Source organism: Bradyrhizobium sp. Rc3b, from assembly GCF_900114915.1.
Classification (GTDB): Bacteria; Pseudomonadota; Alphaproteobacteria; order Rhizobiales; family Xanthobacteraceae; genus Bradyrhizobium.
In genome coordinates, this window is sequence record NZ_FOUS01000013.1 from 112,433 (window position 1) to 138,089 (window position 25,657).

Genomic DNA, 25,657 nt, shown 5'->3' on the forward strand with positions numbered 1-25,657 from the left:
ATGGATCTGCGCGATATGTCGAAGGGCGATGCTGCGTCGCGCATCATGGACCGAAAGACCACTGTTGTCTCCCCTTGGCTTACTTTGGTCGAACGAGCGGTCGTGGACGGGCAGGGAGCGTCGATAGGTAGTTTCCACGGGCTTTTGCTAGCAGATTATGTTTCTGTGATTGCGGTCACGGCCGACGGGATGCTGCCCCTGGTCCGGCAGTTCCGTCCTGCCATCGAACGTTTGACGCTGGAGTTCCCCGGCGGGCTGCTCGATAAAGGGGAAGAGCCGGAGCACTGTGCGTTACGCGAGCTTTCGGAGGAGGTAGGTCTGCAGGCCCCGCACGTTATCAGCTTGGGAGAACTCCTCCCGGACTCTGGAAGGCTGGGTAATAGGTTGTGGGGCTTCGTGGCGCCATTGGCGGAAAAACAGGCAAGTTGGACCCCTGAGCCGGATCTGGAGATCAGCTGGGTCAGTCTGGCGACGCTGGAGGATTATATTCGTCATGGCACCTTCAATCATGCCCCCCATCTGGCAATGTTCGCCGTCGCCCGCTTGCGGGGTCTGATCTGACCGTTTCGGTGCCGTATGGCGGGATCCGGTCAGCTGACCAGGATCAATCGCGTGGCCTCTGTGCAAGCACGGTCTCGGGGAGCAACCATCATCCTGACAAAGCTGACACGCGCTAGTAGAGTACGATAGTCGAGCGTTTTGAAAGGTCTGGCGGCTCATTCGCGAAAGCCATTGCAGCCAACTCAGCCATTAACAAACAGCAAGACACAACGGGCAGTATCGTCTATTGGGAGGCGAGAAATCGACTCTTTTTTTGGGTTAAAAGATCTCGACCATGCTTGTTCCCCGCTCTTTCGCCGACCGATCCGTCTGCATTCTGGGCCTTGGATATGTTGGGCTCACCCTTGCGTCGACGATGGCTGCAGTCGGATTCCGGGTCTGGGGCGTCGAGGTCCGGGAGGATGTGGTGGAGGGGCTGCGGCAGGGGCAGCCGCATTTCCACGAACCCGGATTGGCAGACCAACTGAGCCGCGTTTTGGTAAGCGGCGCATTATCGGTTCACTCGAGCGTGCCGCAGGATTGCGATGCTACGGCTTTCATCATCACGGTTGGCACGCCGCTGGGTCCGGACAAGCGCGTACGCACGGATATGATCGAGCACGTGGCAGGCGAGGTTGCTGCGGCGATGCCCGCAGGCGCGCTTGTGATCATGCGATCCACCGTGCGGCTGGGGACCACGCGCTCGATCGTTGCCCCGATCCTCGATGCCGCTGGCAAGTCCTATGACCTGGCCTTCTGTCCCGAGCGAACGCTCGAAGGCGTCGCCATTCAGGAACTGCGCATTCTTCCACAAATCATCGGCGGCGGTTCGGAAGACGCGACGGTGCGGGCGGGGCAGCTGTTTCAGTTCGTGACGCCAACGACGGTCCGTGTACGCGATCTCGAGACCGCCGAGATGATCAAGCTGGTGGACAATTCCCAGCGCGATGTTCATTTCGCCTTCTCCAACGAGGTGGCATCGATGTGCGATGCGATCGGGGTGAGCGCCGCGGACGTCATTTCTGCCGGAAAGCTTGGATATCCACGGACCAATCTCGCGATGCCGGGGCCGGTCGGAGGTCCCTGTCTCGAAAAGGATTCCTATATCCTAGCCGAGGGGCTCGAGCATCGCGGCATGTCGCCGGCGATTGTTCTCACGGCGCGGAAACTCAATGAAGCTCAGCCGGAGCAGGCGATCGCAGCATTGCAACAGGTGACCGGCCGCATCAGCGGTTTCCCCGATGCGCCGGTCGTGACGGTGCTCGGCCTTGCCTTCAAGGGCGCGCCGGAAACGGATGACCTGCGTGGCACAATGGCGCGTCCCATTCTCGCGGCGTTACAGCGCCATTTTCCCAAAGCGCGTTTTAGGGCTTTCGATCCGGTGGTCTCGCTGCAGGCGATTCGAGATTTCGGACTCGATCCCGTCTCGTCCCTTGAGGAAGCGCTCGATGGCGCTAATGTCGCTGTCATTACCAACAATCACAGCGGCTTCCGCTCTATGGCGATCGAGACACTGTCCCATCGAATGGCGGCGCCTGCAATATTTTATGACTTCTGGAATAACTTCAATGCCGATTATCTGCTTTTGGCGCCGCATGTCGGCTACATGGCAATTGGCAGCCATGGCAGAGCGAAACTTCCGAAGGTAGAGGGTCTATGATCCGTCGATATCTCGTCACGGGGGGCACAGGTTTTCTGGGAGCCGCTCTGGTTCAGAAGCTGGTACGGGACGGGCACAGTGTGCGCGTGCTGGACAACAATTGGCGCGGCAATCCAAGGCGGCTCGCTGGAATCCAAGATCACGTAGAGCTGTATATCGGCGATATCCGCGATCCGCAGGTGGTGCGCCGGGCTGTCGATGATATGGACTGCGTGATCCATATGAGCGCCATCAACGGCACTCGATATTTCTACGAACAGCCCGAGCTCGTGGTCGATGTTGCGATTCGCGGCATGCTGACGGTGATCGATGCATGCCGGGATGCAAGGGTGCGCGAGCTCGTCGTTGCGTCCAGCTCGGAAGCCTATCAGTCGCCAGCTCAAGTTCCGACCCCGGAGAACGTTCCACTGGTCGTGCCCGACGTACGAAATCCGCGCTATTCTTACGGCGGGTCGAAGCTCGCATCCGAATTGATCGCGCTGAACTATGGCCGGACGGATTTCGACCGCGTGGTCGTGTTCCGCCCGCACAACGTCTATGGCGCCGATATGGGTTTCGAGCATGTTGTGCCCGAATTTTCAGTCCGTGCGGCAGAGGCCGACCTGGCGACGACGCCAGGATTGCCTTTGACTTTTCCCTTAAAGGGGGACGGCGCTCAAACGCGCGCCTTCATCCATGTGGACGATTTCACGGATGGTCTTGCGACGGTCGTTGAACGCGGGGAGCATCTCAGCGTCTACCACATCGGAAACGCTGAAGAGGTGACGATCCGGCGCGTTGCGGAACTGATCGTTGCAAGCTTCGGGCGGGAGGCGATCATCGAAACCGGCCCTGCACCGCTCGGCGAAACTCAGCGTCGTTGTCCGGATATCACCAAGATCAGAGCGCTAGGTTGGTCCCCCAGCATTTCACTGCAGGACGGTCTTCCGCCCGTCGTCCGCTGGTACCGAGACCATCCAGAGCTGCGCCCACGAAATTCAGGAGATAGCAAATGACCGCGACGGTGCAATCCAGGCCGATCCTCGAGTGCCAAATCTGTGCGAGCGATAAACTCAAACCGGTGCTGTTTCTTGGCTATGTCCCGCCGGTGAACACCATGCCGCCGGTCGGGGAACGTGCGCTCGAGCAGCCTGCGTTTCCGCTCGAGCTGTTCCGATGCGAGGAATGTAGCCTTGTACAGATCGGGCTCGAGGTCGATGCGGAAGTTCTCTTCCCATATTCCTATCCGTATCTGAGCGGCACGACCAAGATTCTGCGCGAGAACTTCGCGGAGCTGTATCGAGAGGCGTCATCGCTCATCAAGATCTCGGTCGACGATCTCGTAGTGGACGTCGGCTCGAATGACGGATCGTTGCTGATCAATTTCAAGGAAGGCGGCCATCGTGTTCTCGGCGTCGAGCCGTCGCGCGCTGGCGAAGTCGCGCGCGGCCGTGGCATCGAGACGCTGACGGATTATTTTGGCGTGAAGCTCGCGACCCGGCTGCGCGCCGAGCGCGGCGCTGCCAAGGTCATAACTGCGGCAAACGTGTTCGCGCATATTGGCGATGTTCACAACGTTACTAATGGCGTTGTCGAATGGCTAGCCGAGGACGGCGTCTTCATCTCGGAGTCGCACTATCTGCTCGATCTGGTCAAGACGCTCCAATACGATACCGTCTATCACGAGCATCTTCGTTACTACGCGCTGGGCGCGCTCGAAGCGCTGCTCGCGCGTCACGGACTTGAAGTGTTTCATGTCAAACGCATTCCGACTCATGGCGGCTCCATTCGGGTCTATGCCGCGCGTTCGGGGCACTATCCGATTCAAGCGTCGGTTGCCGAGCGTCGCGCCGACGAGGAGCGCTTTGGTCTCACCGACGGCAGCGCGCTGAAGACCTTTGCCGCGCGCGTAGTTCATTCCAAGTTGACATTGTACAAGCTGCTCGCTGGGTTGAAGAAGGATTGCACCAGCATCGTCGGCATTGGCGCTCCGTCGCGCGCATCTACGCTGATCAACTATGTCGGCCTCGACGACGGAATCATGGATTCCGTCATGGAAGTTTCGGGCTCGCATAAGCTCGACAAGTATATTCCCGGCACACGGATCCCCGTGATCGACGAGGCGGCGCTGTACAGGGACCAGCCGGACTACGCGCTGCTGCTGTCCTGGCACATCGCGGATGAGCTTGCCGCCAATCTCCGAAAGCGTGGGTACAAGGGCAAGTTCATTGTGCCTTTGCCCGAGCCGCGAATTATCGAGTGATCTGATGGTAGGGAAACGAGCGCTCAGGCTTGGGGTCGTGGGTCTGGGGTTTGGTGCCGACGTGCATGTCCCCGCATTTGATCTGCTGCCCGATGTCGAGGTCGTTGCCCTGTTGGGGAGAAATGCCGAAAAGGCTGCAAGCGCGGAAAGCCGCCTGAGAATTCCGGTGTTCACGGATCCCAAGAGTTTTTTCGCCTCGCGCCTCGATGCGGTGAGCGTGGCGGTGCCTCCGGGACAGGTCGAAGCCATCGTAGAACATTGCCATGCGCATCGGCTTCCCGTGCTATGTGAGAAGCCGCTCGGCTCCAATACGCCCGCTGCGGAGCGAATGGCGCAGCAATATGGAGATCTGACAACGGCGCTCGATTTTGAATTCGCAGAACTCGAAACATTTTTGGCTCTACACGAAGCGATCCACGCGCGAAAGCTGGGGGACCTCAGGCATGTCCAGGTCACCTGGCTCAACGAATCCTGGGTGCATCGGAGCGGGACCTGGTCGTGGAAGACCGATGCCGACCGCGACGGTGGCGTGCTGAACCTTTTCGGGACCCATGTTCTTTATCTCATGGAGTGGCTTGCGGGCCCTGTTGTCGCTTTGTCTGCACGTATGGATTCGCGGGTGACGGCCCAGCTGAAGCCGAATGGCGATGCGCGCGCAGCGGAAGATCTCGTCCATGCCACGTTTGATCACGCATCGGGTGCGGTGACATCGATCACGATCGGCAACGCCAATCCGGGTTTGACGGCGCATCGGTGGACGGTTGTGGGCAGCGCCGGATCGGCCGTGATCGATAATTCCACGCGCGACTATATGGGCGGTTTCAGGCTGGTCGCGACGAGCGCCCGTGGTGAGCCGCTGCTGGACGTGTCCGAACCTGCAGCTAACGGGGATGGTCGTCTGCCTCCTTTCAAGCGTCTGGCGGAACGGTTCGTTACAGCCGTGAGGGCAGGCACGACTTGCCATCCTGGTTTTGGCGAGGGGGCGCGCGTGCAGCTTCTGGTCGATGCCATCAGGCAGGCTGCGCTGGACAACCGAACCATCGAAATTCAGAGGCCCCTGTGAGGCTCGTCATCGTCGCATCGAACTGGCCTTTTCCAGGACATACGGTTCGCGCCGCCAATGTGGTCGTATTCGAACTGACGCGTGCGCTCGCTGCCCAGACAGCGATGACGATCGGGTTTCTCAGGGTGGGGCTGGAAGGGGAGCCTCGGCCAGATGCCGACGAAATCGCGGGTCTTGCCGCTTTGGCCGAAGTTGGCGTCGAGATCCTGCCCGAAATCATTTTACCGGTGCGGAAGACGCAGGGCTCGCCATTCATCAAATTGCTCGATCCGAAGCCGGAACATTTCTATCCCTATGTCGATCAGGGAGGCGCTATCGCGCGGGCTCTAGCATCCTGGAATGCGGATGCGCTGATGGTGCCCTGGAGCGAATGGCTGACAGCCGCCTGTTCCACGGTGCCTGTTCTCAAATTCGCCTACTATGGAAACCCGGATCACAAGACCGGCTACATGCGCGCAATGCATGATCGCAAGCTGAATGGCTGGAATCCGGGCTATCTGCGCTTGCGACTTGGCCTGTCCCGTCTCGAGCAGGTGCATAACCAGATTATGCTCCGCTACGAAATACTCGGGGATGTAGCCGCTAACGATGCCGCGTATTACGCCCAGCGCGGGCATCCGAACGCGTTCTATATCCAGAATGTCTGGATCGACCGCTTCGGCGAGGGGTGGCGCGAGCGTCGACGCGCGCTGGAGCAGCCGAGTCCCCTTGTCATCATTGGCAATATCGGAAAGCTCGGCGGGACCGCCAACCGCTACGGGCTGGATTATCTCGGCCGCGAGGTTCTTCCCGAGTTGCGCAAGCGCATGGCGCCGGGGACATTCAGGATCGAGATTCTCGGATCCGGGGAGCTTGAGCCAGGTATTCGCGCTCCTCTCGAAGGGCCCGACGTAGTGTTTCGCGGCTTCGTACCGGATATCGACGAAGCTATGCTGGCGGCGCACGTGTTCCTGTGCACGAACAATGCGACGCCATTCAAGGTCGGCCACACCCGATATCTTCACGCCTGGACGCTTGGTTCCTGCGTGATAGCCCATCAGGACGTGAGCTTGTCGATGCCCGAGATCAGGCACGGAGAGAATGCCTTGCTCGGGTGTGACGCCAGCGATATCGCAGATCTGATTGCGCGGGCAGGGCAGGATCACGCGCTGCGCAACCAAATTGGAAGCGCGGGCTGGGAAACTTATCTGACGAAGTTCAGGGCGGAGACGGTTGCGGCAAGGATAGCAGAGCAACTAAGAAGCCACTGAAGCGGCCGGAGATCGCACGAGTCGCGTGTCACTGACAACGCTGTGCCTGGTGAAAATCGCCGCCAGCCTATGCCAGCCGTGGCGCACTACTTTTGAGTTTAAGTCACCGCGTGATGGCAGGCAATGATCTGGGTGTCTCGCAAATGTTATGGTAGAGAGTGGAGCATTTCATTGAGGCGGGCGCCGTCTACGGCTATTTACCTTTTAGGATATCCCCTCACTCTAGCCCACGGACAGCTTTATGCTCGAAGCAGCGGCGGGTGCCAATGAACGTTGACCTGTCGAGCCGGACAGATTTCGGGGGTGTCTTTCCTCCGTTAGCATGCGCAGCGATTGTGATGCGAGATCGTGGGCACTCGCGGATTTGTTGTTTTGACAGTCACTGGGCGGAGTTGGGTTGGGATGACTGATCGTCCCGTGCGGCCGGTGCTAACGATTGTCACGGTCACTTACAATAGTGCCGCGACCCTGCGGGATACGTTGCGGAGCGTGCGCGATCAAAGTTTCCGTGACTATGAGCACCTGATTGTCGATGGCGGGTCGACAGACGGCACTATCGACATCCTTACGGAAGCAGGCGAGACTATCCGATGGATATCGGAGCCCGACCGCGGCATCTATGATGCGATGAACAAGGGAATCCGGCTTGCGCGGGGCAACTGGATTCACCTCTTGAATTCAGACGACTATTACAATGCCAATGACGTCCTGGCGCGAATTGTGCCGCGTCTGGTCGAAGGTTCAGTGAACTACTGCGATCTGGTCAGGGCCGAACCGGATGGCAGCCGGGTTCTTCAGCGTTACAACTTCAAGAAGTGGCCGCTTTATTTCTCCGCTTATTTGCCCCATCCGTCTCTCATCGTATCGGCTAGGCAATACGCAGAGCTTGGCCCCTATGATACGACGTTCCGGGTTGCCGCGGACCACGACATGATCCTGCGGCTGGTCAAACGATATCCGGCAAATCACATACCGGTCGAAATGACTGTCATGCGGCAATCGGGCGTTTCGGCTACCAATCTTGATTGGAGCATGCGGGAGTTCGGGATGGTGCTTCAAAAACATAATACCCCTGTGGCGGTCGCGAGCGTCATCATGGCCATTCGCCGCATATGGTGGAGGATACGGATAAGATGAACGACCCAAATAGTCTTGCGATTCGTGCCGGCGTCACCGAGCGAATATCACTGATATCGCCTGACCGTGCGGCGAGCGTCGCCGATATTGGTTGCGGCGAGGGAGAATTGCTGGGGGGCCTTGTGGAACTCGGTTTTGGCGAGTTGATGGGGGTCGGCTGGAAGATTGATGTTCCTGCCGGCGTTGCCAAGGTGGAGGAAGTCGATCTCAGTCAGCCCGGCTGGGCGGATCGAATCGGTGGGCGGACTTTTGATGTTCTTGTTGCCACCGAAGTGCTGGAACACCTAGTCAACCCCTATGAGTTTCTGGCCCAGCTGCGGCGGCTCGCCGCACCGGCCGGACGCCTGATCCTAACCTTCCCGAACGTACACAATTGGCGAAGCATCGTCGGCTATGCAGTGAGCGGTCGCTTCAGCGGTTTCTTTGGGCCGAACTGGAACAACAACCACCCGCTGTACGACCAGCATATTTTCATACCTAACCACCATCTGGTGCGATACTTCCTTCGCCTTGCCGGCTTCGAAGTCGTCTCGATCGATTTCCTGTACGGTCAGGGAAAGCTGTTCGGTACAACGGCGATGTTCGATTGCCGTACGATAGCCAAGCCCTAAGGGAATTTCCCCGGAGCCAGCTGGGCCGATGCGACAGATGCCTGGGTCCATCTCTGCGGGGCCGCTTGGGGCTTGGAGCCCTGTTCGCTTGTTCGGATGCCGCTATGGCATTACAGGAACGGCTAAATGGCGAGGTATTCCGTCTCCCGGGTCGAGGCTCCTTTCTGAGGAATGGGAACCAAAATGAACTATGCCGGAAATTCGGCGCCGGCTTCCCCGGCAGCATTTTTCGAGTGGTGCCTGCATTCGGTGGATCAGGACAAGATACCCTTTCGGGCCAATTATCCCCAATATTTCAGCAGTTCGGCGCCCTATCTCTGGCGGGCCTATGACCGGCGCCTGTCCGACGTGGTTGCACTCGTTCGTCCCGGCTTGCGCGTCCTTGAAATCGGCTGTGGCATCGGTTCGGACCTCCACTGGCTGGCGTTGCGCGGCGCGGATGTCACGGGGATCGATGTGAAGTCTGAATGGACGGACGCTGCGCGGGAACTGACGAAGCACGTCCGCGACAAGATCGGGCCGGTGACGGTCAGGATCGAACGTATCAACCTGCTCGATCTTCCTGACGCCCAATACGACCTCATCTACATGAAGGATACCTTCCATCATCTAGAGCCGCGCGATCAAATCGTTGCCAAGATCGTGTCGTTGCTGGCTCCCGGTGGCAGAATTGTAATCGTCGAACCCAACGCGTGGAATCCTGCGATTCAGTACAAGATGTTTCGTATCCGCGGCTTCAACACGATTATCGATAAGACCGATAAGGCGACAGGAGAGCGCTTCATTTATGGGAATGAGCGCCTCGTCACCGGAGCAGCTATTACGCGCGCCTTTGCGCGCTACGGCGTCAAGGGTGCTTCACACTTGTTTAGACTAGTGCCCACTGCGTTGGCATCGAATTCGTTCTTCGTCAACACAGCCAATCTGCTCGAAAAGCTTCGGATCGAAGCACTCCTAGTGCCAGCCTGCATCCACTGTGTCTATTCCGGAACCAAAAGGTGAATCCTGTGCCGCTTTCCTACCCTCTTCTGCCTCCCTTTTGAGGCGAAGGACAATAAGCCACTGATTACTTTTCAGGGTTTCGGCTCATTTCCTGGTTTTTCAGCTTGGTTCAACCTCCCAATCGACATGAAGCCTGTTGTCGAATATTGAGGCTCGGCGTGGCTGCGGTATTGCCAATGACAATCTTTCGAAGTCTGGTGGTACAATATTACTATGATTGAGGCGTTGTCGATGCAAACCGGCTTGCTTGAACAAAAGCCAACCCCTTCGGACCTTCGAAAAGTGCTGATTTGGCATTGGGGACGACGTGGCGGCGGCGTAAGGTATACTTACGAGCTGGTGCGCGAGCTCAGGAAGAATCCGGAGCTCGAGCTGCATTTGTCGCTATCGCGGCAAGGGGAGATCGTTGCCGATTTCGACGCACTTGGATTGCCGGGTTATCACGTCGATACCTACACGAACGTCTCCTCAGCCATCCTTGCATTGCTGCGCGTGCCGATCGTTCGACGTCGATTTTGGCGCTATGTGCACGAACACGACATCTCCGTGGTTGTCTGCACCATGAGCCATCTGTGGAATGTTCCGATCCTGTGGCGCCGACCCCGGGAAGTCGCTTACGTGTTCGTCCTGCATGATCCAAAGCCGCACGCCGGGGACGATATCGCCATTCGCAAATGGATGCTCGACACCGAAATCGCCGCAAGCGACGGCATCGTTGCGCTGACCGAGTACACGCAGAAGTCGGTTACGACGAACAACAGTTTTCCTACCGAACGGGTGTGGATCGCCCCGCTCGGTGTCTTCCCCTATGCCGAAACCAGAAGCCCGGCCCCCACGCCAGCCGGACGCAAGATCCAATTGCTCTTTTTCGGACGGCTGTTGCCGTACAAGGGGTTAGATATCCTTCTTGACGCCTACAAAATCATTAAGCGCGAGGGCAAGGATGTCGGGCTTCGCATCATCGGTCCAGGAGATATCGAGCCGTATCGGACGCGGATCGCCGGGCTTGACGACGTCTTCGTTGATAACCGATGGATCCCCGAAGAGGATGTTGGCGCGGTCTTCGAGGGGATCGATATCGTCGTTGCGCCATATCGCGGCGCGAGCCAGTCCGCCGTCCTTGCGACGTCAGGCGCGGCGGGAATTCCTGCCGTCGTGACTCCCGTCGGAGGGCTTGCCGAGCAGGTCCTGCACGAGCAAACCGGTCTGGTCGCGGTAAATTCGACCCCGGCCGCACTTGCAGCCGCACTCAGCCGACTCGTCGATGACGAGGCCTTGCGGCTGCGTTGCGGGGCGGCGGCGAAAGCCCACGCCATGAACGAGTTATCGTGGTCCTCCATTGCTGCGAAGTTCGCGTCGATCCTCATGTCAATCACTCCACGCCAGAAATCCGAAACGCAATAATGTGTGGCATCATCGGAATTGCGGGCAGCAAGGCAGGCAGGATCGATCGCCAGATTCTGGCCCGGATGACCGATGCGCTTGCGCATCGCGGCCCGGATGGTGACGGCCACTGGATCAGCGAGGACGGCCGCGCGGGATTTGGCCATCGAAGGCTGTCGATCATCGATCTGTCGTCCGCCGGAGCGCAGCCGATGATTTCGGCGTCCGGCCGTTATGCGCTGACGTACAACGGCGAAATCTACAACTACCGCGACCTGCGCCGCGAGCTGGAGACCAAGGGCCATCAATTCAATGGTCACTCGGATACCGAGGTCGTCGTTGCGGGCTTTGAGCATTGGGGCATCAATGAGACGATCTCGCGGTGTGCCGGCATGTTTGCGCTCGCGATCTGGGACGAGCGCGAACGAACGCTTGTGCTCGTGCGCGATCGGCTCGGCATCAAGCCGCTGTACTATAGCGTTGTGAACGGAACGCTCATCTTCGCCTCAGAGTTGCGTCCAATCGTGGTGCAGCGCGGAGAGCTTCCTCCTGTTTCGCTGCCGGCTTTGTCCGAATACTTGCGCCTCGGCTACGTTCCTGCGCCCTTCAGCATTTTCGAGGGTGTGTATAAGTTGCCCGCCGCGACTACACTCAGGTTTCGCGACGGTCATGCGAGCGAGCCGATGGCCTACTGGTCGATTCCAGAGGTCGTCGCGCGTGGTATGTCGAGGCAGCGTCCGAACGAGGAGGAGGTGCTGGAAGAGCTGGACCAGCGCCTGCGCGGCATCGTGGCCGAGCACATGATCTCAGATGTACCATTGGGAGCGTTCCTGTCCGGCGGCATCGATTCTAGTTCGGTCACGGCCATCATGCAGGCCGTGGGTGGTGGGGCCACCAAGACTTTCTCGATCGGTTTTCACGATCCAAGTTACAACGAAGCCCGATATGCCGCCGACGTCGCAAAGCATCTTCAGACCGAGCACACCGAGCTCTACGTTTCCGATTCCGATGCGATGGCCGTCATTCCCTCGCTGCCTGACATCTATGACGAGCCCTTTGCGGATATCTCGCAGATACCGACCTTTCTTGTCTCGAAACTCGCGCGACACCAGGTGACGGTTGCGTTGTCCGGTGACGGTGGCGACGAACTGTTTGGAGGCTACAATCGTTATTTGTTTGTCTCCGACTATTGGAAACGTCTGACCAGAATTCCCCATGCGTTGCGTCGCGTGGCGGCGTCCGGTCTGACCTCGGCCTCGCCAGCGAGCTGGGATGCTGCTTTTCGCGCACTGAGCTACGTCCTTCCGCCGCACCTGCAGCCCGCCCTGCCAGGGCAGAAGATCCACAAGGTCGCGTCCGTGCTCGCATCCTCGAACTTGTACGAACTGCAAAGCAGGTTGGTGTCGCAATGGGCCAATCCCGAAACCGTATTGGTCTCGTCGGACGGTGTCGCTCTTGCAAGACCTGCGCCCCTGGTGCTGGCGCCCGACGTTCCTGCGACAGTGGAGCAAATGGCCTGGGACATGTCGACCTATCTCGTGGACGACATACTGACCAAGGTTGATCGGGCAAGTATGCGTGTCGGGCTCGAGGCGCGCGTGCCGCTCCTTGATCACCGTATGGTCGAATTCGCCTGGGAGATTCCCATCGCCCAGAAATTCAGGAACCGTTCGGGAAAATATATCCTTCGGCGTTTGCTGGAGCGTTACGTGCCGCGTGAGCTGTTCGAACGCCCGAAGATGGGCTTCGGCATTCCGATCGATGGCTGGTTGCGTGGCCCGCTGAAGGGCTGGGCCTCGGATTGGCTGTCCTCCAGCAATGACGAATTTTTTGATCGCAAAGCTATCAGCGACAACTGGCAGCAACATCAGATCGGTCGGGTGAACCGTGGTGGCCAGCTTTGGACCGTGCTGATGTTCGACCTGTGGCTTGAGCGGGCTAGGCAATGGGTCTGAGTTCCTGCGTGCCATGGTGGGCCAAGCTGGGCATTAAGCTTGGTCTCGCGCGTCTGCCTGTTCCTTACGCCCTCTGGAAACGCATCGGGTTGTTCCGCCATGGCGAGATGATGGTTCCGGAGCGTGCAATCTCCGCGTTTGAAAGCCATTTCCAGTCCGCCGTTCAGCATGGGCAACTCCCTGCGAAGTTTCGTTCCCTCGAGCTTGGACCGGGAGACTCGGTCCTGTCGGGCTTCGCCGCCCGCGCGTTCGGTGCCGAAAAGGCATGGCTTGCAGATGCAGGACGGTTCGCCGAAACCGACATCGCCGGGTGCCGTGCACTTCTGGAGCTGCTTGCCTCGCGCGGGCGGGAAGTTGCGCCACTAAAGTCGGCGACCCTGCCGGATGCGATGAAGGAGTACGACGTCGTCTATCTGACGGAAGGCACGAGCTCGCTCAAGACAATCCCTGACCAGTCGATCGATTTCTTCTGGTCCCAGGTCGTGCTCGAGCACATCTATCGCGACGAATTTCCGGCCCTGATGAAGGAGCTCCGCCGGATCGTGGCGCCCGGCGGGATCGGTGTTCATAGCATCGATTTCCGCGATCACCTTGGAGGCGGCTTGAACAATCTGCGCTTTGGAGATGACGTCTGGGAGACCCCGGCTTTCCGGACCTCGGGCTTTTACACAAATCGCATCCGTCCGCGGGAAATGATCGGCCTGATGAAGGCGGCCAGCTTCAGCGTCGATGTTATCTCGGAGCAGCGATGGCCGGAGCTGCCGCTGGCTCGTGATCGGATGGCACCGCAGTTTCGGCCGTTTGCCGATGAGGACTTCATAACCTGCGAAATCCGCGTGATCATGAGGCCGGTGTGAGGAAGGCCTCCGTTCTCGATCGGAAGCGGTTGCTGTTCGTGGTGACAGAGGATTGGTACTTTATCTCCCACCGCCTGCCGATCGCCAGGGCGGCGTTGGCCGCCGGCTACGAGGTATTGGTGGCAACGCGGCTTGGCGAGAAGGCCGATGCCATCGTGCGCGAAGGATTCGTGCCCATCGCCCTGAAGCGCATGCGGCGCTCCGGCCGAAATCCGTTCCGCGAAGTGGCGAGCATCGCTGAACTGGTGACGCTCTACCGAAGCTATCGTCCGAGCATCGTTCATCACGTGGCGATGAAGCCCGTCCTATACGGTTCGATCGCGGCACGGCTCGCGGGCGTGGCTGCAATTGTCAATAACGTCGCGGGATTGGGCTTCGTTTTCTCGTCCAAGGCGATCTATGCGCAGACCCTTCGCTGCCTAATCGCTCCGCTATTGAGGTATGCATTGAGGCAGCGGCGGGCGTTGACGATTGTTCAGAACCGGGATGACGCGCAAGTATTGACCGATGACATCGGCGTCGCACCGGAGAAGATTCGCCTCGTCAAGGGATCGGGTGTCGATCTTGCACAGTTCTCCCAAATACGCCGGGAGAGTTTCCCCCCCATAGTGCTCCTCGCGTCCCGGATGATCAAGGAGAAGGGGGTCGAGGATTTCGTGCGAGCCGCAGCTCAGCTGCGGAAAAAGAACGCGGCTGCGAGGTTCGTCCTTGCGGGCGCGCCCGACTCCGAAAACCCGCACTCCATTCCTGAAGCCGTTCTCAGGCAATACCACGACGATGGACTCGTCGAGTGGTGGGGACATCGCGACAACATCCCCGAGATCATCCGCGCGGCGGCGATCGTCTGTTTACCGACCACGTACGGGGAGGGGGTTCCCAAGACACTGATCGAAGCCGCCGCGGGCGAGTGCCCCATCGTGACTTATGATGTGCCGGGCTGCCGGGAGATCGTGACCGACGGTGTCAACGGTATGCTCGTCCCGGCCGGCGACGTCGGCCGGCTCGTCGAGGCCATCGCGCAATTGCTGGCAGACCCGGGGCAGCGTCGTCGTATGGGAGCGCAAGGTCGAAAGCTCGTCCAGGCGGAGTTCTCCAAGGAGATCGTCGTTGCGCAGACACTTGCGATCTATTCCGAGCTTTTGGCGCCATGAAGGTTCTGGTCGTCGGCGCTTCGGGGTTTGTCGGCGGGCATCTGGTCCGTCGTCTCGCTGCCGACGGAATTCCTCTACGCGCCGGTGTCCATCGCAATCGTGGAGATCTGCCGGCCGGAATCGACGTTGCCGAGAACGTCGATCTCGAAGGCCCTTCCGATTGGACATCTGCGGTTGCGGGATGTGATACCGTCGTGCATCTGGGGGCGCGTGTGCATGTGATGCGCGAAAGCAGTGCAAATGCACTGGATGCATATCGTCGCGTCAATGTGGACGGAACTTTGTGTCTCGCACGTCAGGCTGCCGATGCCGGCGTTCGCCGCTTCGTGTTTCTCAGCTCGGTCAAGGTGTGCGGCGAATCCACAGCTCCCGACGCGCCTTTCGTCGAAACAGCAACGCCGCACCCGCAGGACCCGTACGGACTGTCCAAGCTCGAAGCCGAATGTGGCTTGCTCGAACTCAGCCGCGCGAGCGGCATGCAGGTCGTCGTACTGCGTCCGCCCTTGATCTACGGGCCAGGTGTACGCGCGAATTTTCTATCGATGATGCGTTGGTTGCGACGCGGAGTTCCGCTGCCGCTTGGCCGCATCGAAAACCGCCGGAGCCTGATCGGCGTCGGCAATATGGTCGACCTGATCCGCGCCTGCTTGCGGCACCCTGCGGCGGCCGGTGAAGTCTTCATGGCTAGCGATGGTGAAGACCTGTCGACACCAGATCTTCTGGAAAGGATGGCGGTGGCTCTCGACACTAAGGCCCGCCTGCTTCCCGTTCCCGTTAGTCTGTTGGAGGGCGCGGCCGCATTGGCCGGCCAGCGAGCGCTGGCGCAGCGGCTCTGTCTCTCACTCTGTGTCGACAGTCAGAAAGCCCGCAAGATGCTCGGTTGGAGCCCGCCTTTCAGCGTCGACGAGGAATTGCAGCGCACCGCACGAGCGTTTCTAGTATCTCGCTAAGACAGGCGGATCAGCACAAGAGAAGCGCCATGGTTACGCCTTCCGTGCGCGGCGGTATTCGAGTTCGCCGTCTGCCAGCAGCCTGACGACGTCCTTCATGAAGACCTTTGCCTCCCAGCCGAGTATCCGTTTCGCTTTGGCAGGGTCGGCCGAATTGCACTTCAGGTCGATCGGACGAAGCAGGCTTTCGTCGAAGTCGATGTGCTCTTGCCAATCGAGTCCGAAATAGCTGAATGCCTCGCGAACGAAGCTCTCGAGCGTATTAGTTTGTCCTGTTGCGATCACGAAGTCCTCGGGCGTTTCGGCCTGGAGCATCATCGCCATGGCTTCAACATATTCCGGCGCCCAGCCGAAGTCCCGGGAGACGTGCAGGTTCCCAATGCGCAGGCTGTCAGTCTTCTTCTCGGCAATATCGGCGGCGCCCGACACGATCTTTCGTGTGACAAAGCGCTGCGGACGCAACGGCGAGTCGTGATTGAACAAAAGTCCCGAGCACGCAAAGAGCCCGTGTGCGTCTCTGTAATTCGCTACGGTCCAAAATGCCGCGGCCTTTCCGACGCCATATGGGCTTCGTGGACCGAACGGGGTGGATTCGTCGGCAGGCAAATCGGTATTGCCGAAGCACTCGCTCGAACACGCATTGTAGACGCGAGAGCTCAGTTTTAATCGATGGACGGAATCGACAATGTTGTGAGCGCTGAAAATGGTGGATTCTAGAGTCTGGATCGGTTGGTCAAATGACAGGCCGACGGAAGATTGACTTGCCAGATTGTAGATCTCGTCTGGAGTCGTGTCGGAAATGACGCGCAAGACGCTGCCGAAATCGGCAGGATCCACGGAATGGAGCGTCACCCGATCGCGGATACCCAGCCGCTGCAGGTTCGCGAAGATGCCGAGCTCCTTGTCGCGGGACGTTCCATGGATCGCATAGCCGCGCTCGAGCAGATGCGCGGCCAATAGCGAGCCGTCCTGTCCGGAGATTCCGAAAATAAGTGCTTTTTTGGACATGGCGAACTGACTTCCGAGCGGGGTTTGCGACACCATAGCTAGCTTTAAATGCAGGTCGCCTCAAGCGCTAGTAGCTTGGGCGAGGCCCGTCGCCGAAAGATAAGGGATTGCAACAGAGGTGCTTCCTAGCTAACGAGACGTTGCAGCGTAGTTCTGGCGAGGAGCTGACCGGTTTGCGAACTATCCGAAACATTGGCGTTATAGGCCTTGGTTACGTCGGCCTTCCAGTGGCGGTGGCGTTTGGTCGGGCCGGATATCGAGTCATCGGCTTCGACATCAGCGCGGAGCGGATCGCCGAGCTCCGCCGAGGTCAAGACCGTACGCGCGAAATCGAGATGGCCGATCTCCAGGTGGCACGGATCGAATACACGAACCAGCCGTCAGGTTTGGCCGCGGCCGACTTCTTCATCGTAACGGTTCCAACTCCGATTGACGGCGCAAACAAGCCCGATCTCCGCGCGCTGTTGAGCGCATCCAAGTCCGTCGGCGGCGCCTTGAAGAAGGGAGACATCGTCGTCTACGAGTCGACCGTCTATCCCGGTGCGACGGAAGAGGAGTGCGTGCCAGTTCTCGAGCGAGCCTCCGGACTCAAGGCTGGCGTTGATTTCCACGTCGGATATTCTCCTGAGCGGATCAATCCCGGAGACAAGGAACATCGGTTCGAGACCATCCAAAAGGTGGTGTCCGCGCAGGACGCCGATTCGCTCAGGATCGTTGCTGATGTCTATGGCGCTGTCGTCAGGGCCGGCATCTATCAGGCGCCTTCGATCAAGGTCGCTGAAGCGGCCAAGGTGATCGAGAACACGCAACGAGATCTCAATATCGCCTTCATGAATGAGCTCTCGCAGATATTTCACACGCTCGATCTCGATACCGGTGATGTGCTGGCGGCTGCCCGCACCAAATGGAATTTTCTCCCGTTTCAGCCCGGGCTGGTCGGCGGACACTGCATTGGGGTCGATCCCTATTATCTGACCCATCGCGCCGAGAGGGCGAAGTACCATCCTCAAGTCATCCTTGCGGGCCGGCGCATCAATGACGACATGGGTGCATGGATTGCGCGAGAGTGCATTCGGCGTCTCCTGAAGAGGGGATTGCGCGACGGGGTTGTCACGGTACTGGGCGTGACGTTCAAGGAGAACGTGCCGGACCTCCGCAATTCCAAGGTCGTCGATATTGTTCGGGAACTGGAATCTTTCGGCATCAAGGTTCAGGTTAGCGATCCTTGGGCGAATCGCGCCGAGGCCCTTCACGAGTATGGAATTGAGCTCTCCGATCACAAACAGCAGCAACCGGCCGACGCGGTCGTACTCGCCGTCGCGCACGACACTTTCGTCCATCTGGGCTGGCCATTCTTGCAGTCGCTCCTGAAAGAGGGGCACGGTCTAGTCTTGGACGTCAAGTCCCGGCTGGACCGGGCGAGCAAGCCGGCCGAGATAGAACTCTGGCGACTCTAGCTCTTAAGCAGGTAACGGGCGCAATGACTGATCAAAAAATACTGGTGACCGGCGCCGCCGGATTCATAGGTTTTCACGTCGCGCATCGGCTTGCGTCGGCTGGTCGGGAAGTCATTGGTCTCGATATCATCAATGACTATTATGATCCCACGCTGAAGGAAGCGCGCCTTTGTTTGCTGCAGGAATTTCCATCCTTCCGTTTTGTTAGAATGGATCTTGCCAATCGCGATGCAATCATTTCACTTTTTTCCGAATTCCATTTTTCCCATGTCGTGCATTTGGCGGCTCAAGCCGGCGTGCGATATTCTCTCGAGAACCCGCGTGCTTATGTCGACGCGAACGTTCTAGGCTTCATGAACGTGCTTGAGGGCTGTCGGCATACGCAGTGTCGGCACCTTCTTTATGCTTCGTCATCCTCAGTGTATGGCTCGAACGAGAAGCTGCCATTCTCTGTCCACGACAACGTGGATCATCCAATAAGCCTCTACGCGGCTTCCAAGAAGGCGAACGAGTTGATGGCGCATGCGTACAGCCATCTCTTCTCCGTGCCGACCACGGGTCTGCGGTTTTTCACGGTGTATGGACCGTGGGGCCGGCCCGACATGGCGATGTTCATATTTGCAAAAGCGATCGTGGAAGGAAGGCCCATAAAGCTTTTCAATCACGGGCAGATGTCGCGCGACTTCACCTATGTCGACGATGTCGTGGAGGCCATCGTGCGGCTGATTGATCGGCCGCCCGCTCCCGGGCAGCAGGCTCCGACTGATGCTCCGGATCCCTCACGTAGCGCTGCGCCTTGGAAGATCTACAACATCGGGAACAACAGACCAGAGCAGCTCATGCATGTCGTTTCCCTGCTTGAGAAGGAGCTGGGCCGTGTTGCAGCGAAGGAAATGCTTCCGATGCAGCCCGGCGACGTTCCGGCCACATACGCCGATGTCGATGATCTGATGCGCGATGTCGGTTTCCGGCCGTCGACCAGCGCCGAGGAGGGGATCCACAAGTTTGTCAAATGGTATCGAGGATATTACAAAGTCTAGTTGAAGCGGTAGCCGCGGTGATCTCCCTTCTGACTACCAATCACGTCCTAAGGAGGGCTTTCCCGGCAAAATGAGTTGGATCTGCCGCATGATAGGCAAAATGTTGAGCTCATCACACGGACAGAACGCAAGAGGTTTCGTAGTCTCACTAAAGCCGAGGAGCATCCTTGCGGTGAGGAGTCAAGACGTCATCGGAAATCGTTGGCGCACAGGAGAATAGCCAAAATTGGCTCCCTTCAACACAACACTTGGCTGTACTACAGTCCTGAGCCCAAGCTTGACCGTCCGGTCCCCTGCAAAGGTAGCCTTCTTGCGTAACGAGGTAAGCCAACGATGGAATGGTTGATTGCACTCGTTGCCACCTTCCTATTCGTCGGTGGACAGGATCGAGGCGCGTTCTGGATCATGGCACTCGCTGTAGTTGTGGGGATCGGCAGTATCGTGTTGCGTCTTCGCAGTGGCTATTCCGAGTCTGGATCGTGGCTTCCGCCCAAGCTGGTCATCTTGGCAGTCTTAATGAGCGCAGCGCTGTGGCTCGGTGCCCGATCTGCAATGATCTGAGCCGCTCCTCCCAGGCTGTATCCTTTCTACCGTCCTGATCAAGTAGATCGTTGCGGAAGCTGCGGAAGCGAACTTGCGCAGCCGCAGTTGCCGGCGAGAGGCGTTCGAAGCGACTGCAGGTCCAGCGGTACTAATTTTATTGCTAGCGCCGTCAATATTGTGTGGCAAGGATACGTCGATCCCAGTATCCATTTCCAATTGAGCTTGGCTTGCTCAAAAGAACCAGTCCTTGCCGCCACCTACTGCTTACGAGCGCGAGGGCAAATTGTTTGTATTTCAAGAGGGCACCGCTATATGAACAGGCGTATTGCTTTGATCACCGGCGTAACTGGCCAGGATGGGGCCTATCTCGCCGAGCATCTGCTGTCGCTCGGTTATGTCGTGCACGGCATCAAACGGCGTTCGTCCTCATTCAATACTGCGCGCGTAGATCACCTCTATCAGGACCCGCATGCCGGCAATGTGCCGTTCCTGATGCACTATGGCGACATGACGGATTCAACCAATCTGATCCGCCTGGTGCAGCAGATCCAGCCGACCGAGATCTACAATCTCGCCGCCCAAAGCCACGTTGCCGTCAGTTTCGAGACTCCTGAATATACTGCTAACGCGGATGCGGTTGGCGTGCTGCGGCTTCTGGAGGCGATCCGCATTCTCGGTATGGAGAAAGAGACGCGGTTCTACCAGGCCTCGACCTCCGAACTCTACGGCCTCGTGCAGGAAATCCCGCAGAAGGAGACCACGCCGTTTTATCCGCGCTCGCCTTACGGTGTTGCAAAACTCTATGGCTACTGGATCACGGTGAACTACCGCGAAGCTTACGGCATGTTCGCATCCAATGGCATCCTGTTCAACCATGAGAGCCCGATCCGCGGCGAGACCTTTGTAACGCGCAAGATCACCCGTGGCGTCGCCCGCATAGAGGTCGGGCTGGAGGATATACTCTACCTTGGTAATCTGGAGGCCAAGCGCGACTGGGGGCATGCGCGGGACTACGTCGAGGGCATGCATATGATCCTCCAAGCCGACAAGCCGGACGACTTTGTGCTCGCCACCGGCGAAATGCGCTCAGTGCGGGAGATGGTCGAACTCGCCTTCGCACATGTCGGCCGCCGCATCGAATGGCGCGGCAAGGGCGTTGATGAGATTGGAGTCGATGCCAAGAGCGGCAAAAGTATGGTTAAGATCGATCGCACCTATTTCCGACCCACTGAGGTCGATCTGCTCGTCGGCGACGCCAGCAAGGCGCGGCAGGTGCTCGGCTGGAAGCCGAAGCGGACCTTTGCCCAGCTCGTCGAGGAAATGGTAGCGAGCGATCTAGCGGAAGCAAAGCGGGACGCCGGAAGTGGCAAGCATACCGTTTGAGCTCAAGGTAAGAGGGTTTATGTTGCCGGCCATCGGGCATGGTCGGTGGTGCACTCGTGCGCCGGCTCGCCCGAGAGGACATCAGACTCGTGACGGTCGCTTGGCGCGAGGTCGATCTCTGCAACCAGGCCGCCGTGTTCGACTGGTTCGCACAGATGCATCCGCAGGTCGTATTCCTCGCCGCCGCCAAAGCCGGAGGAATTTTCGCCAACGATATGTTGCGCGCTGAGTTCATCTACGACAACACCGTAATCGCGGCGAACGTTCTCCATGCTGCGCATCAAAGCGGCGACGATTGTGGCCCTTTGAGAAAAGGAGGCCGAAAACATGCTCATGCCATTCCTGGCTCCAACATCGATGATGACTGGCGATGCATCGATATGAGCAAATATGAGCTCTCCGACTGTCGCGCCTTCGTGAGCCACAGGCAGAACAGAGAAAAAGCAAGTGCTAGCATCAGGGCGATCGTTCCCTCAGCGCCCTAGTAGGCGATAAGACGCCCCATAGAGTAGGGGAGCTAATTTGTACGCTCCAAGACTCCAGAGAAGGCGGACGGCTGCGGGTTGGTGCAAGCCGAAGGATTTGCCCCACGTAGCCTTCATTGCTATGCGATTGCGCTCATCGAGGACAAGAACACCGATCGAAGATGCTTCGAGTGGACGAACTGCTCCGACCCGCCTCGCATGATCGACATCTCGGCGGCGGAGTTCAACCCAATTGGGACCAGGGTTTGGGATAGCGTTCTCGTAAAAAATGCTCCCATCGCCAATGCTGGTAAAATAATCGTACTCCATACTGCCCTGGTGCAGATTATGGCTGGCAACAACGGAAACATGATCAGTCAGCGCGGCGGCCATCATGGAGATGGCAGGGGCGCCTTTTGGGCCGTCTGTGAGGAAGGCCGTTCGCTCTCGGGAATCTAGAGCGTAGCGCCCGAATTCCGCGTACGCGTTACCGCGGACTAAACGGAGAGATTTATAATTCACAAGGCGAAGACGGCATGCAACTGCGCGGTCTTGATCGCTCTCCAGGTCTATGGAGATTATCTTGGCTCCGGTGCGATCACCCCAGTCGCCAAGGATGGCGGTCGAGTAACCATCCTGTCTGCCGCTTTCGATGACTTTTTTTATCTTTTGGGAGTCGCAAACGGCTAGAAAGAACGCCATTTCGCTAGGGAAAATCGAGCCTTCAACCCATCGTTCAACGTGGCCGCCATCGAGTATGAGCTTCGCAGCAGATTCTGCCGCCTCAGAAAGGGTAAGATTATGGGTCATCAATGCGGGAACTTGTCGGCGGTGAGCCAAAGACAGAATAGCGCGAAAAGGACCGCGGCAAGGAAAGCCATGGTTCCGACCTCATCGGAGTGGTAGAATTTTCGCTCGTCTGGTTTCATGTAGAGCACTCTGCCAGAGCAGGCCAACTACGTAAAGCAGTCCAGCCAGCGAAATTGCGCTGCGGAAATGGGGCAACGAGCCGCCTTGGGGCGGCTTTTCTATGGAGAAATGAAAATGTCCTGGCGCCTCGTCGAGGGCTCGTGGCGCGCTACTTGTGAGTATCAATCACGCGGGTGAGTGCTGGATGTGTCCGGTTCTTCACCTTGATCCAATCCTTCGACCGGCCGGCGCATACCGCCGTTCGCGTCGTTTCGAGACGAGGCCTTCAAGCCCCATCTCGCAGGCCATGCGAAATAAATCTGTCCGATCTTGCCAATCTCAAACGGGGCGACGAACATGCCGTCAGAACGTCCTCTCAATAGGCGTGCTGCGTTGGCCTTGCGATCGTCAGGGGAAGCGGCGCAGGTCCTCGCCGTCGAGTGCGAGGATATGGAAGGCGTAGAGCTGCACCTCGTCGTCGTGCTGGCTGGAGTGCAGCGCGTTAAAATCTGATGCGCCATCGACCCCGAGCACTACAGCCTCGCCGTCGATGATGAATTGCTGCTCGCGGTTCTTGAGTGTGGCCTCGTGGCCATTCTTGGTGATCAGCCGCACGGCCTCGCCCTTGCGCCCGACGTGCAGGTGATAGCCGTCGCACCTGATTTCGTGGAGCCAGTCGTGGCCGATGGGAACGGCTTTGGCGGCCTTTGGCAGGCAGAACTCGAACGCGTGGGCAGATCGGGAGATAGTGCGGTACCGGCGCGGCGGAGTTCGTTGGTGCTGGGTCGGCTCTTCCGGGATCTCCTGGCCGTGCAGATGGTCGAGGGCCTCGCCGAGCTCGCGCATCTCCGGGCCTGCATTTTCCGAATCGGCTTCCCCTGCTCGCCCTGCCCAGTGCGTATGTTGAGGAAGTTGGATTGAGCCAGTTTCTATCGATGCTGCTGATTGTCCGCCGCAGTGGTGTTGACGGTCTGTTTCGGTGTGGCTGCATGGCGCCTCTCCGACGAGAGAGACGATGACATTACGGGCCGAATCCCGCATCAGTCCTACGGCTGGAAGTCGAAGCCAAGCAGCTGATCCTTGCTCCTCAGCACTGAAGCTGGTTATTTGGCCGTCCCAGTATAGTATCCTTCTTTATTGCCGTTCTTTGAGAATCTGGGACAGACGCAAAAGCTACCCGGCGAGCTGCGGGTAGGGCACATGACCCTTGGCGCTCCCGGCGGCAGTTCGGCCGCGCTCACGAGGCACTCTGAGTTGGGTCTCGGATCGTGCGGCGCGCTCTTGGCGAACGCGCCGGGTTCAGCGCTGGCTAGGAAAATTAGCAGCATCTGAAAGAAGCGCACGCGGATCTCTCCTCTGTTCCAGCCCTTAAACTGGCGATCCGCCGAACGCTAGGGGTGGGTCCCGAGGGGTATCGAAACCGCCCACATTACTGCACCGGGGATTGATCAAGTTGCACCGAAGATAAATCCGCGTTAACCCTGTCGAGGGCCGCAACGGTGATTGCCATTGGTCCCGGTTTCGATCTAATTGGCCCCAGCTCCTCAAGCTCTACTGAGGCCATAAATGGAGACACCGGTGAAACTTCTTGCAATTGGCTGGATCGCGTTCGCGATGTGCTGTGGGTTGGTGCTGAAACTCAATATCGACCAGGTCAAAGAGTACGAAAACGCGATGCCGAAGGATAGAAACTAGCGCTCGGACCTGCCTGTTTTCTTTTTGTCTAGGACACTCGATGTCGAACGCCTAGTCAATCGATTGATCGTTCAATATCTCATCGAGCGCATGGCGCGACGGGTGGCGGCTTTACGTTCGGCATGAGCCGTGCGAAGTATTCCTCAATACTTCTGGAGAGAAATGCTTTGCAACGCTTCGGGGACGCTGGAGATCAACGCTATCCTTGGCTGGATGCAGTACGAGGCCTCGCGGCGTTCATCGTGGTTCTGAGCCACACCGCAGCATTCGTAATGTTTGACAACAAGGATCTTTGGGCGACCGCCCAACTCCCGCCATTCGGCCTCCTATTTTCCGGCCATCAGGCCGTGATCGTGTTCTTTGTTTTGAGCGGCTTTGCGCTGTATCTCATGTGCGAGAGAGCTTCGCTTACAGCCGGAACTTTCCTGAAGGCCAGATTCGTCCGAATTTACCTTCCATACCTTGCCGCCCTCATCATCGCAGCCGCCACGCTCAAGATCCCGTTCTGGTCTGGCGTCGAATGGCCGCGACTGGAAACGGGCTTGGTACCGCGTGGCAGCTTTTCTCTGAGTGCATTCGTAAACCACGTTTTTCTGATCGGCCATTTCAGTCCAAAGCTCATAAATCCGCCCATTTGGTCCCTCGTCTATGAAATGCGCCTGTCGATAATATTTCCATTCATATTCTGGATCGTCGCGCGAACCTCCGCTGCGATCCTCGTTGGCCCGATACTGTTTTCTTGCGCTTTATCGGCGGCCCTTTACTTCCCAGCCCTCAACAAAACGATCGTCGATGACGGCAAACTGCTGGATTCTCTACGCACCATCCACTTTGCCGGGATGTTCTTCATTGGGGCTTACGTCGCAAAGTATCGAACACAGATCGTACGTTGGGCAATTCACAGATCGAGAGGCGTGCTCTGGGCTTTTGGGGCGACGGCGGTTGGCGTTTATTTCTATTCTTTTGGCTACTCCTGGCCCCAATGGCCTCGATACATCGGCGAGTTGTTTACTGCCGCTGCTGCTGCCGGATTCATCTCGCTAGCCGTTGCCTCGCCAATTGCAGTCCCAGCACCACTGCGAAGACTAGGCCGCATATCTTTCAGCTTGTTCTTGATCCACTATCCCGTGATGCACATTGTCGAGATCTACGGACACGGGCGGTTGAATGGCTGGACACTCTGGATCGTCGCGGTCTCTGGCTCCTTGATTTCAGCCGATCTATTTTTCCGATTTGTTGAGCGTCCGTCTCATTCAATGTCCAAGCGTATCCAGAAGGAAAACCAGTCTCTAAAAGCCGCATCGCTAGTAGAGGACTTTCCTGGCGCCGCAGCTTCGTGACCGTGCGACCGTGGGAG

General features: G+C 58.3%; 22 protein-coding genes and 1 pseudogene. 20 read left to right on the forward strand and 3 right to left on the reverse strand.

Annotated features, from left to right (window positions below; all coding sequences use genetic code 11):
* From BM190_RS28400 to BM190_RS28465, 14 genes are all read left to right on the forward strand, one after another.
* The gene (locus BM190_RS28400; protein WP_177237339.1) at positions 1-561 is read left to right on the forward strand and encodes an NUDIX hydrolase; all 561 of its coding nucleotides are present in this window, start codon (positions 1-3) and stop codon (positions 559-561) included.
* Between the two features lie 274 nt (positions 562-835).
* Entirely contained in the window at positions 836-2,200 is a 1,365-nt protein-coding gene (locus BM190_RS28405) for a nucleotide sugar dehydrogenase (protein WP_092260992.1), read from the forward strand.
* Entirely contained in the window at positions 2,197-3,195 is a 999-nt protein-coding gene (locus BM190_RS28410; RefSeq protein WP_177237340.1) for an NAD-dependent epimerase/dehydratase family protein, read from the forward strand. Before BM190_RS28405 ends, BM190_RS28410 begins: the two co-directional genes overlap by 4 nt.
* Positions 3,192-4,442: a class I SAM-dependent methyltransferase gene (locus tag BM190_RS28415; protein WP_092260994.1), complete on the forward strand. Its 1,251-nt coding sequence runs from the start codon at positions 3,192-3,194 to the stop codon at positions 4,440-4,442. The genes BM190_RS28410 and BM190_RS28415 overlap by 4 nt, the downstream gene beginning before the upstream one ends.
* Positions 4,443-4,446: 4 nt before the next feature.
* Positions 4,447-5,505, forward strand: a complete 1,059-nt coding sequence (locus BM190_RS28420; RefSeq protein WP_177237341.1) for a Gfo/Idh/MocA family protein — start codon at positions 4,447-4,449, stop codon at positions 5,503-5,505.
* Positions 5,502-6,755, forward strand: coding sequence for a glycosyltransferase family 4 protein (locus tag BM190_RS28425; RefSeq protein WP_092260998.1), 1,254 nt, complete (start codon positions 5,502-5,504; stop codon positions 6,753-6,755). Before BM190_RS28420 ends, BM190_RS28425 begins: the two co-directional genes overlap by 4 nt.
* Before the next feature lie 402 nt (positions 6,756-7,157).
* A complete protein-coding gene (locus tag BM190_RS28430) occupies positions 7,158-7,892 on the forward strand; it encodes a glycosyltransferase family 2 protein (protein WP_092261000.1) in 735 nt (244 codons plus the stop codon).
* On the forward strand, positions 7,889-8,503 hold the full coding sequence (locus tag BM190_RS28435; RefSeq protein WP_157158392.1) for a class I SAM-dependent methyltransferase: 615 nt from the start codon (positions 7,889-7,891) through the stop codon (positions 8,501-8,503). Before BM190_RS28430 ends, BM190_RS28435 begins: the two co-directional genes overlap by 4 nt.
* Before the next feature lie 183 nt (positions 8,504-8,686).
* Positions 8,687-9,505, forward strand: a complete 819-nt coding sequence (locus BM190_RS28440) for a class I SAM-dependent methyltransferase (protein ID WP_177237342.1) — start codon at positions 8,687-8,689, stop codon at positions 9,503-9,505.
* A gap of 213 nt (positions 9,506-9,718) precedes the next feature.
* Positions 9,719-10,909: a glycosyltransferase family 4 protein gene (locus BM190_RS28445; RefSeq protein ID WP_092261004.1), complete on the forward strand. Its 1,191-nt coding sequence runs from the start codon at positions 9,719-9,721 to the stop codon at positions 10,907-10,909.
* On the forward strand, positions 10,909-12,843 hold the full coding sequence (asnB, locus tag BM190_RS28450; protein ID WP_092261006.1) for an asparagine synthase (glutamine-hydrolyzing): 1,935 nt from the start codon (positions 10,909-10,911) through the stop codon (positions 12,841-12,843). Before BM190_RS28445 ends, asnB begins: the two co-directional genes overlap by 1 nt.
* Complete coding sequence (locus BM190_RS28455; RefSeq protein ID WP_092261008.1) at positions 12,834-13,700, forward strand: methyltransferase domain-containing protein; 867 nt, start codon at positions 12,834-12,836, stop codon at positions 13,698-13,700. The genes asnB and BM190_RS28455 overlap by 10 nt, the downstream gene beginning before the upstream one ends.
* Entirely contained in the window at positions 13,697-14,851 is a 1,155-nt protein-coding gene (locus BM190_RS28460) for a glycosyltransferase family 4 protein (RefSeq protein ID WP_092261010.1), read from the forward strand. Before BM190_RS28455 ends, BM190_RS28460 begins: the two co-directional genes overlap by 4 nt.
* On the forward strand, positions 14,848-15,801 hold the full coding sequence (locus tag BM190_RS28465) for a UDP-glucose 4-epimerase family protein (protein WP_092261012.1): 954 nt from the start codon (positions 14,848-14,850) through the stop codon (positions 15,799-15,801). The genes BM190_RS28460 and BM190_RS28465 overlap by 4 nt, the downstream gene beginning before the upstream one ends.
* Positions 15,802-15,834: 33 nt before the next feature.
* Here BM190_RS28465 and BM190_RS28470 read toward each other — a convergent pair whose 3' ends face one another.
* The gene (locus BM190_RS28470) at positions 15,835-16,809 is read right to left on the reverse strand and encodes a GDP-mannose 4,6-dehydratase (RefSeq protein ID WP_092261209.1); all 975 of its coding nucleotides are present in this window, start codon (positions 16,807-16,809) and stop codon (positions 15,835-15,837) included.
* Between the two features lie 182 nt (positions 16,810-16,991).
* Between BM190_RS28470 and BM190_RS28475 the strand changes: the two genes are divergently transcribed.
* The 5 genes and pseudogenes from BM190_RS28475 to BM190_RS28495 form a co-directional block, all read left to right on the forward strand.
* Positions 16,992-18,266 carry a nucleotide sugar dehydrogenase gene (locus tag BM190_RS28475; protein WP_409362449.1) on the forward strand — a complete coding sequence of 425 codons (1,275 nt, stop codon included), beginning with the start codon at positions 16,992-16,994 and terminating at the stop codon, positions 18,264-18,266.
* Between the two features lie 23 nt (positions 18,267-18,289).
* On the forward strand, positions 18,290-19,306 hold the full coding sequence (locus tag BM190_RS28480) for an NAD-dependent epimerase (protein ID WP_092261014.1): 1,017 nt from the start codon (positions 18,290-18,292) through the stop codon (positions 19,304-19,306).
* Between the two features lie 333 nt (positions 19,307-19,639).
* Positions 19,640-19,867: a hypothetical protein gene (locus BM190_RS28485; protein WP_092261027.1), complete on the forward strand. Its 228-nt coding sequence runs from the start codon at positions 19,640-19,642 to the stop codon at positions 19,865-19,867.
* Between the two features lie 294 nt (positions 19,868-20,161).
* Positions 20,162-21,232, forward strand: a complete 1,071-nt coding sequence (gene gmd, locus BM190_RS28490; protein ID WP_092261029.1) for a GDP-mannose 4,6-dehydratase — start codon at positions 20,162-20,164, stop codon at positions 21,230-21,232.
* Positions 21,213-21,522: pseudogene (locus BM190_RS28495) on the forward strand (NAD-dependent epimerase/dehydratase family protein); the annotation flags it as partial. The gene gmd and the pseudogene BM190_RS28495, both read left to right, overlap by 20 nt.
* A gap of 183 nt (positions 21,523-21,705) precedes the next feature.
* Here the strand turns inward: BM190_RS28495 and BM190_RS28500 are convergent.
* Both BM190_RS28500 and BM190_RS41260 read right to left on the reverse strand, forming a co-directional pair.
* On the reverse strand, positions 21,706-22,506 hold the full coding sequence (locus BM190_RS28500; protein ID WP_092261031.1) for a hypothetical protein: 801 nt from the start codon (positions 22,504-22,506) through the stop codon (positions 21,706-21,708).
* A 507-nt stretch (positions 22,507-23,013) separates the two neighbouring features.
* A complete protein-coding gene (locus tag BM190_RS41260; protein ID WP_244550757.1) occupies positions 23,014-23,451 on the reverse strand; it encodes a DNA ligase-like domain-containing protein in 438 nt (145 codons plus the stop codon).
* Between the two features lie 971 nt (positions 23,452-24,422).
* Here BM190_RS41260 and BM190_RS28510 point away from each other — a divergent pair.
* Positions 24,423-25,640, forward strand: coding sequence for an acyltransferase family protein (locus BM190_RS28510; protein WP_092261033.1), 1,218 nt, complete (start codon positions 24,423-24,425; stop codon positions 25,638-25,640).
* Positions 25,641-25,657: the final 17 nt, after the last annotated feature.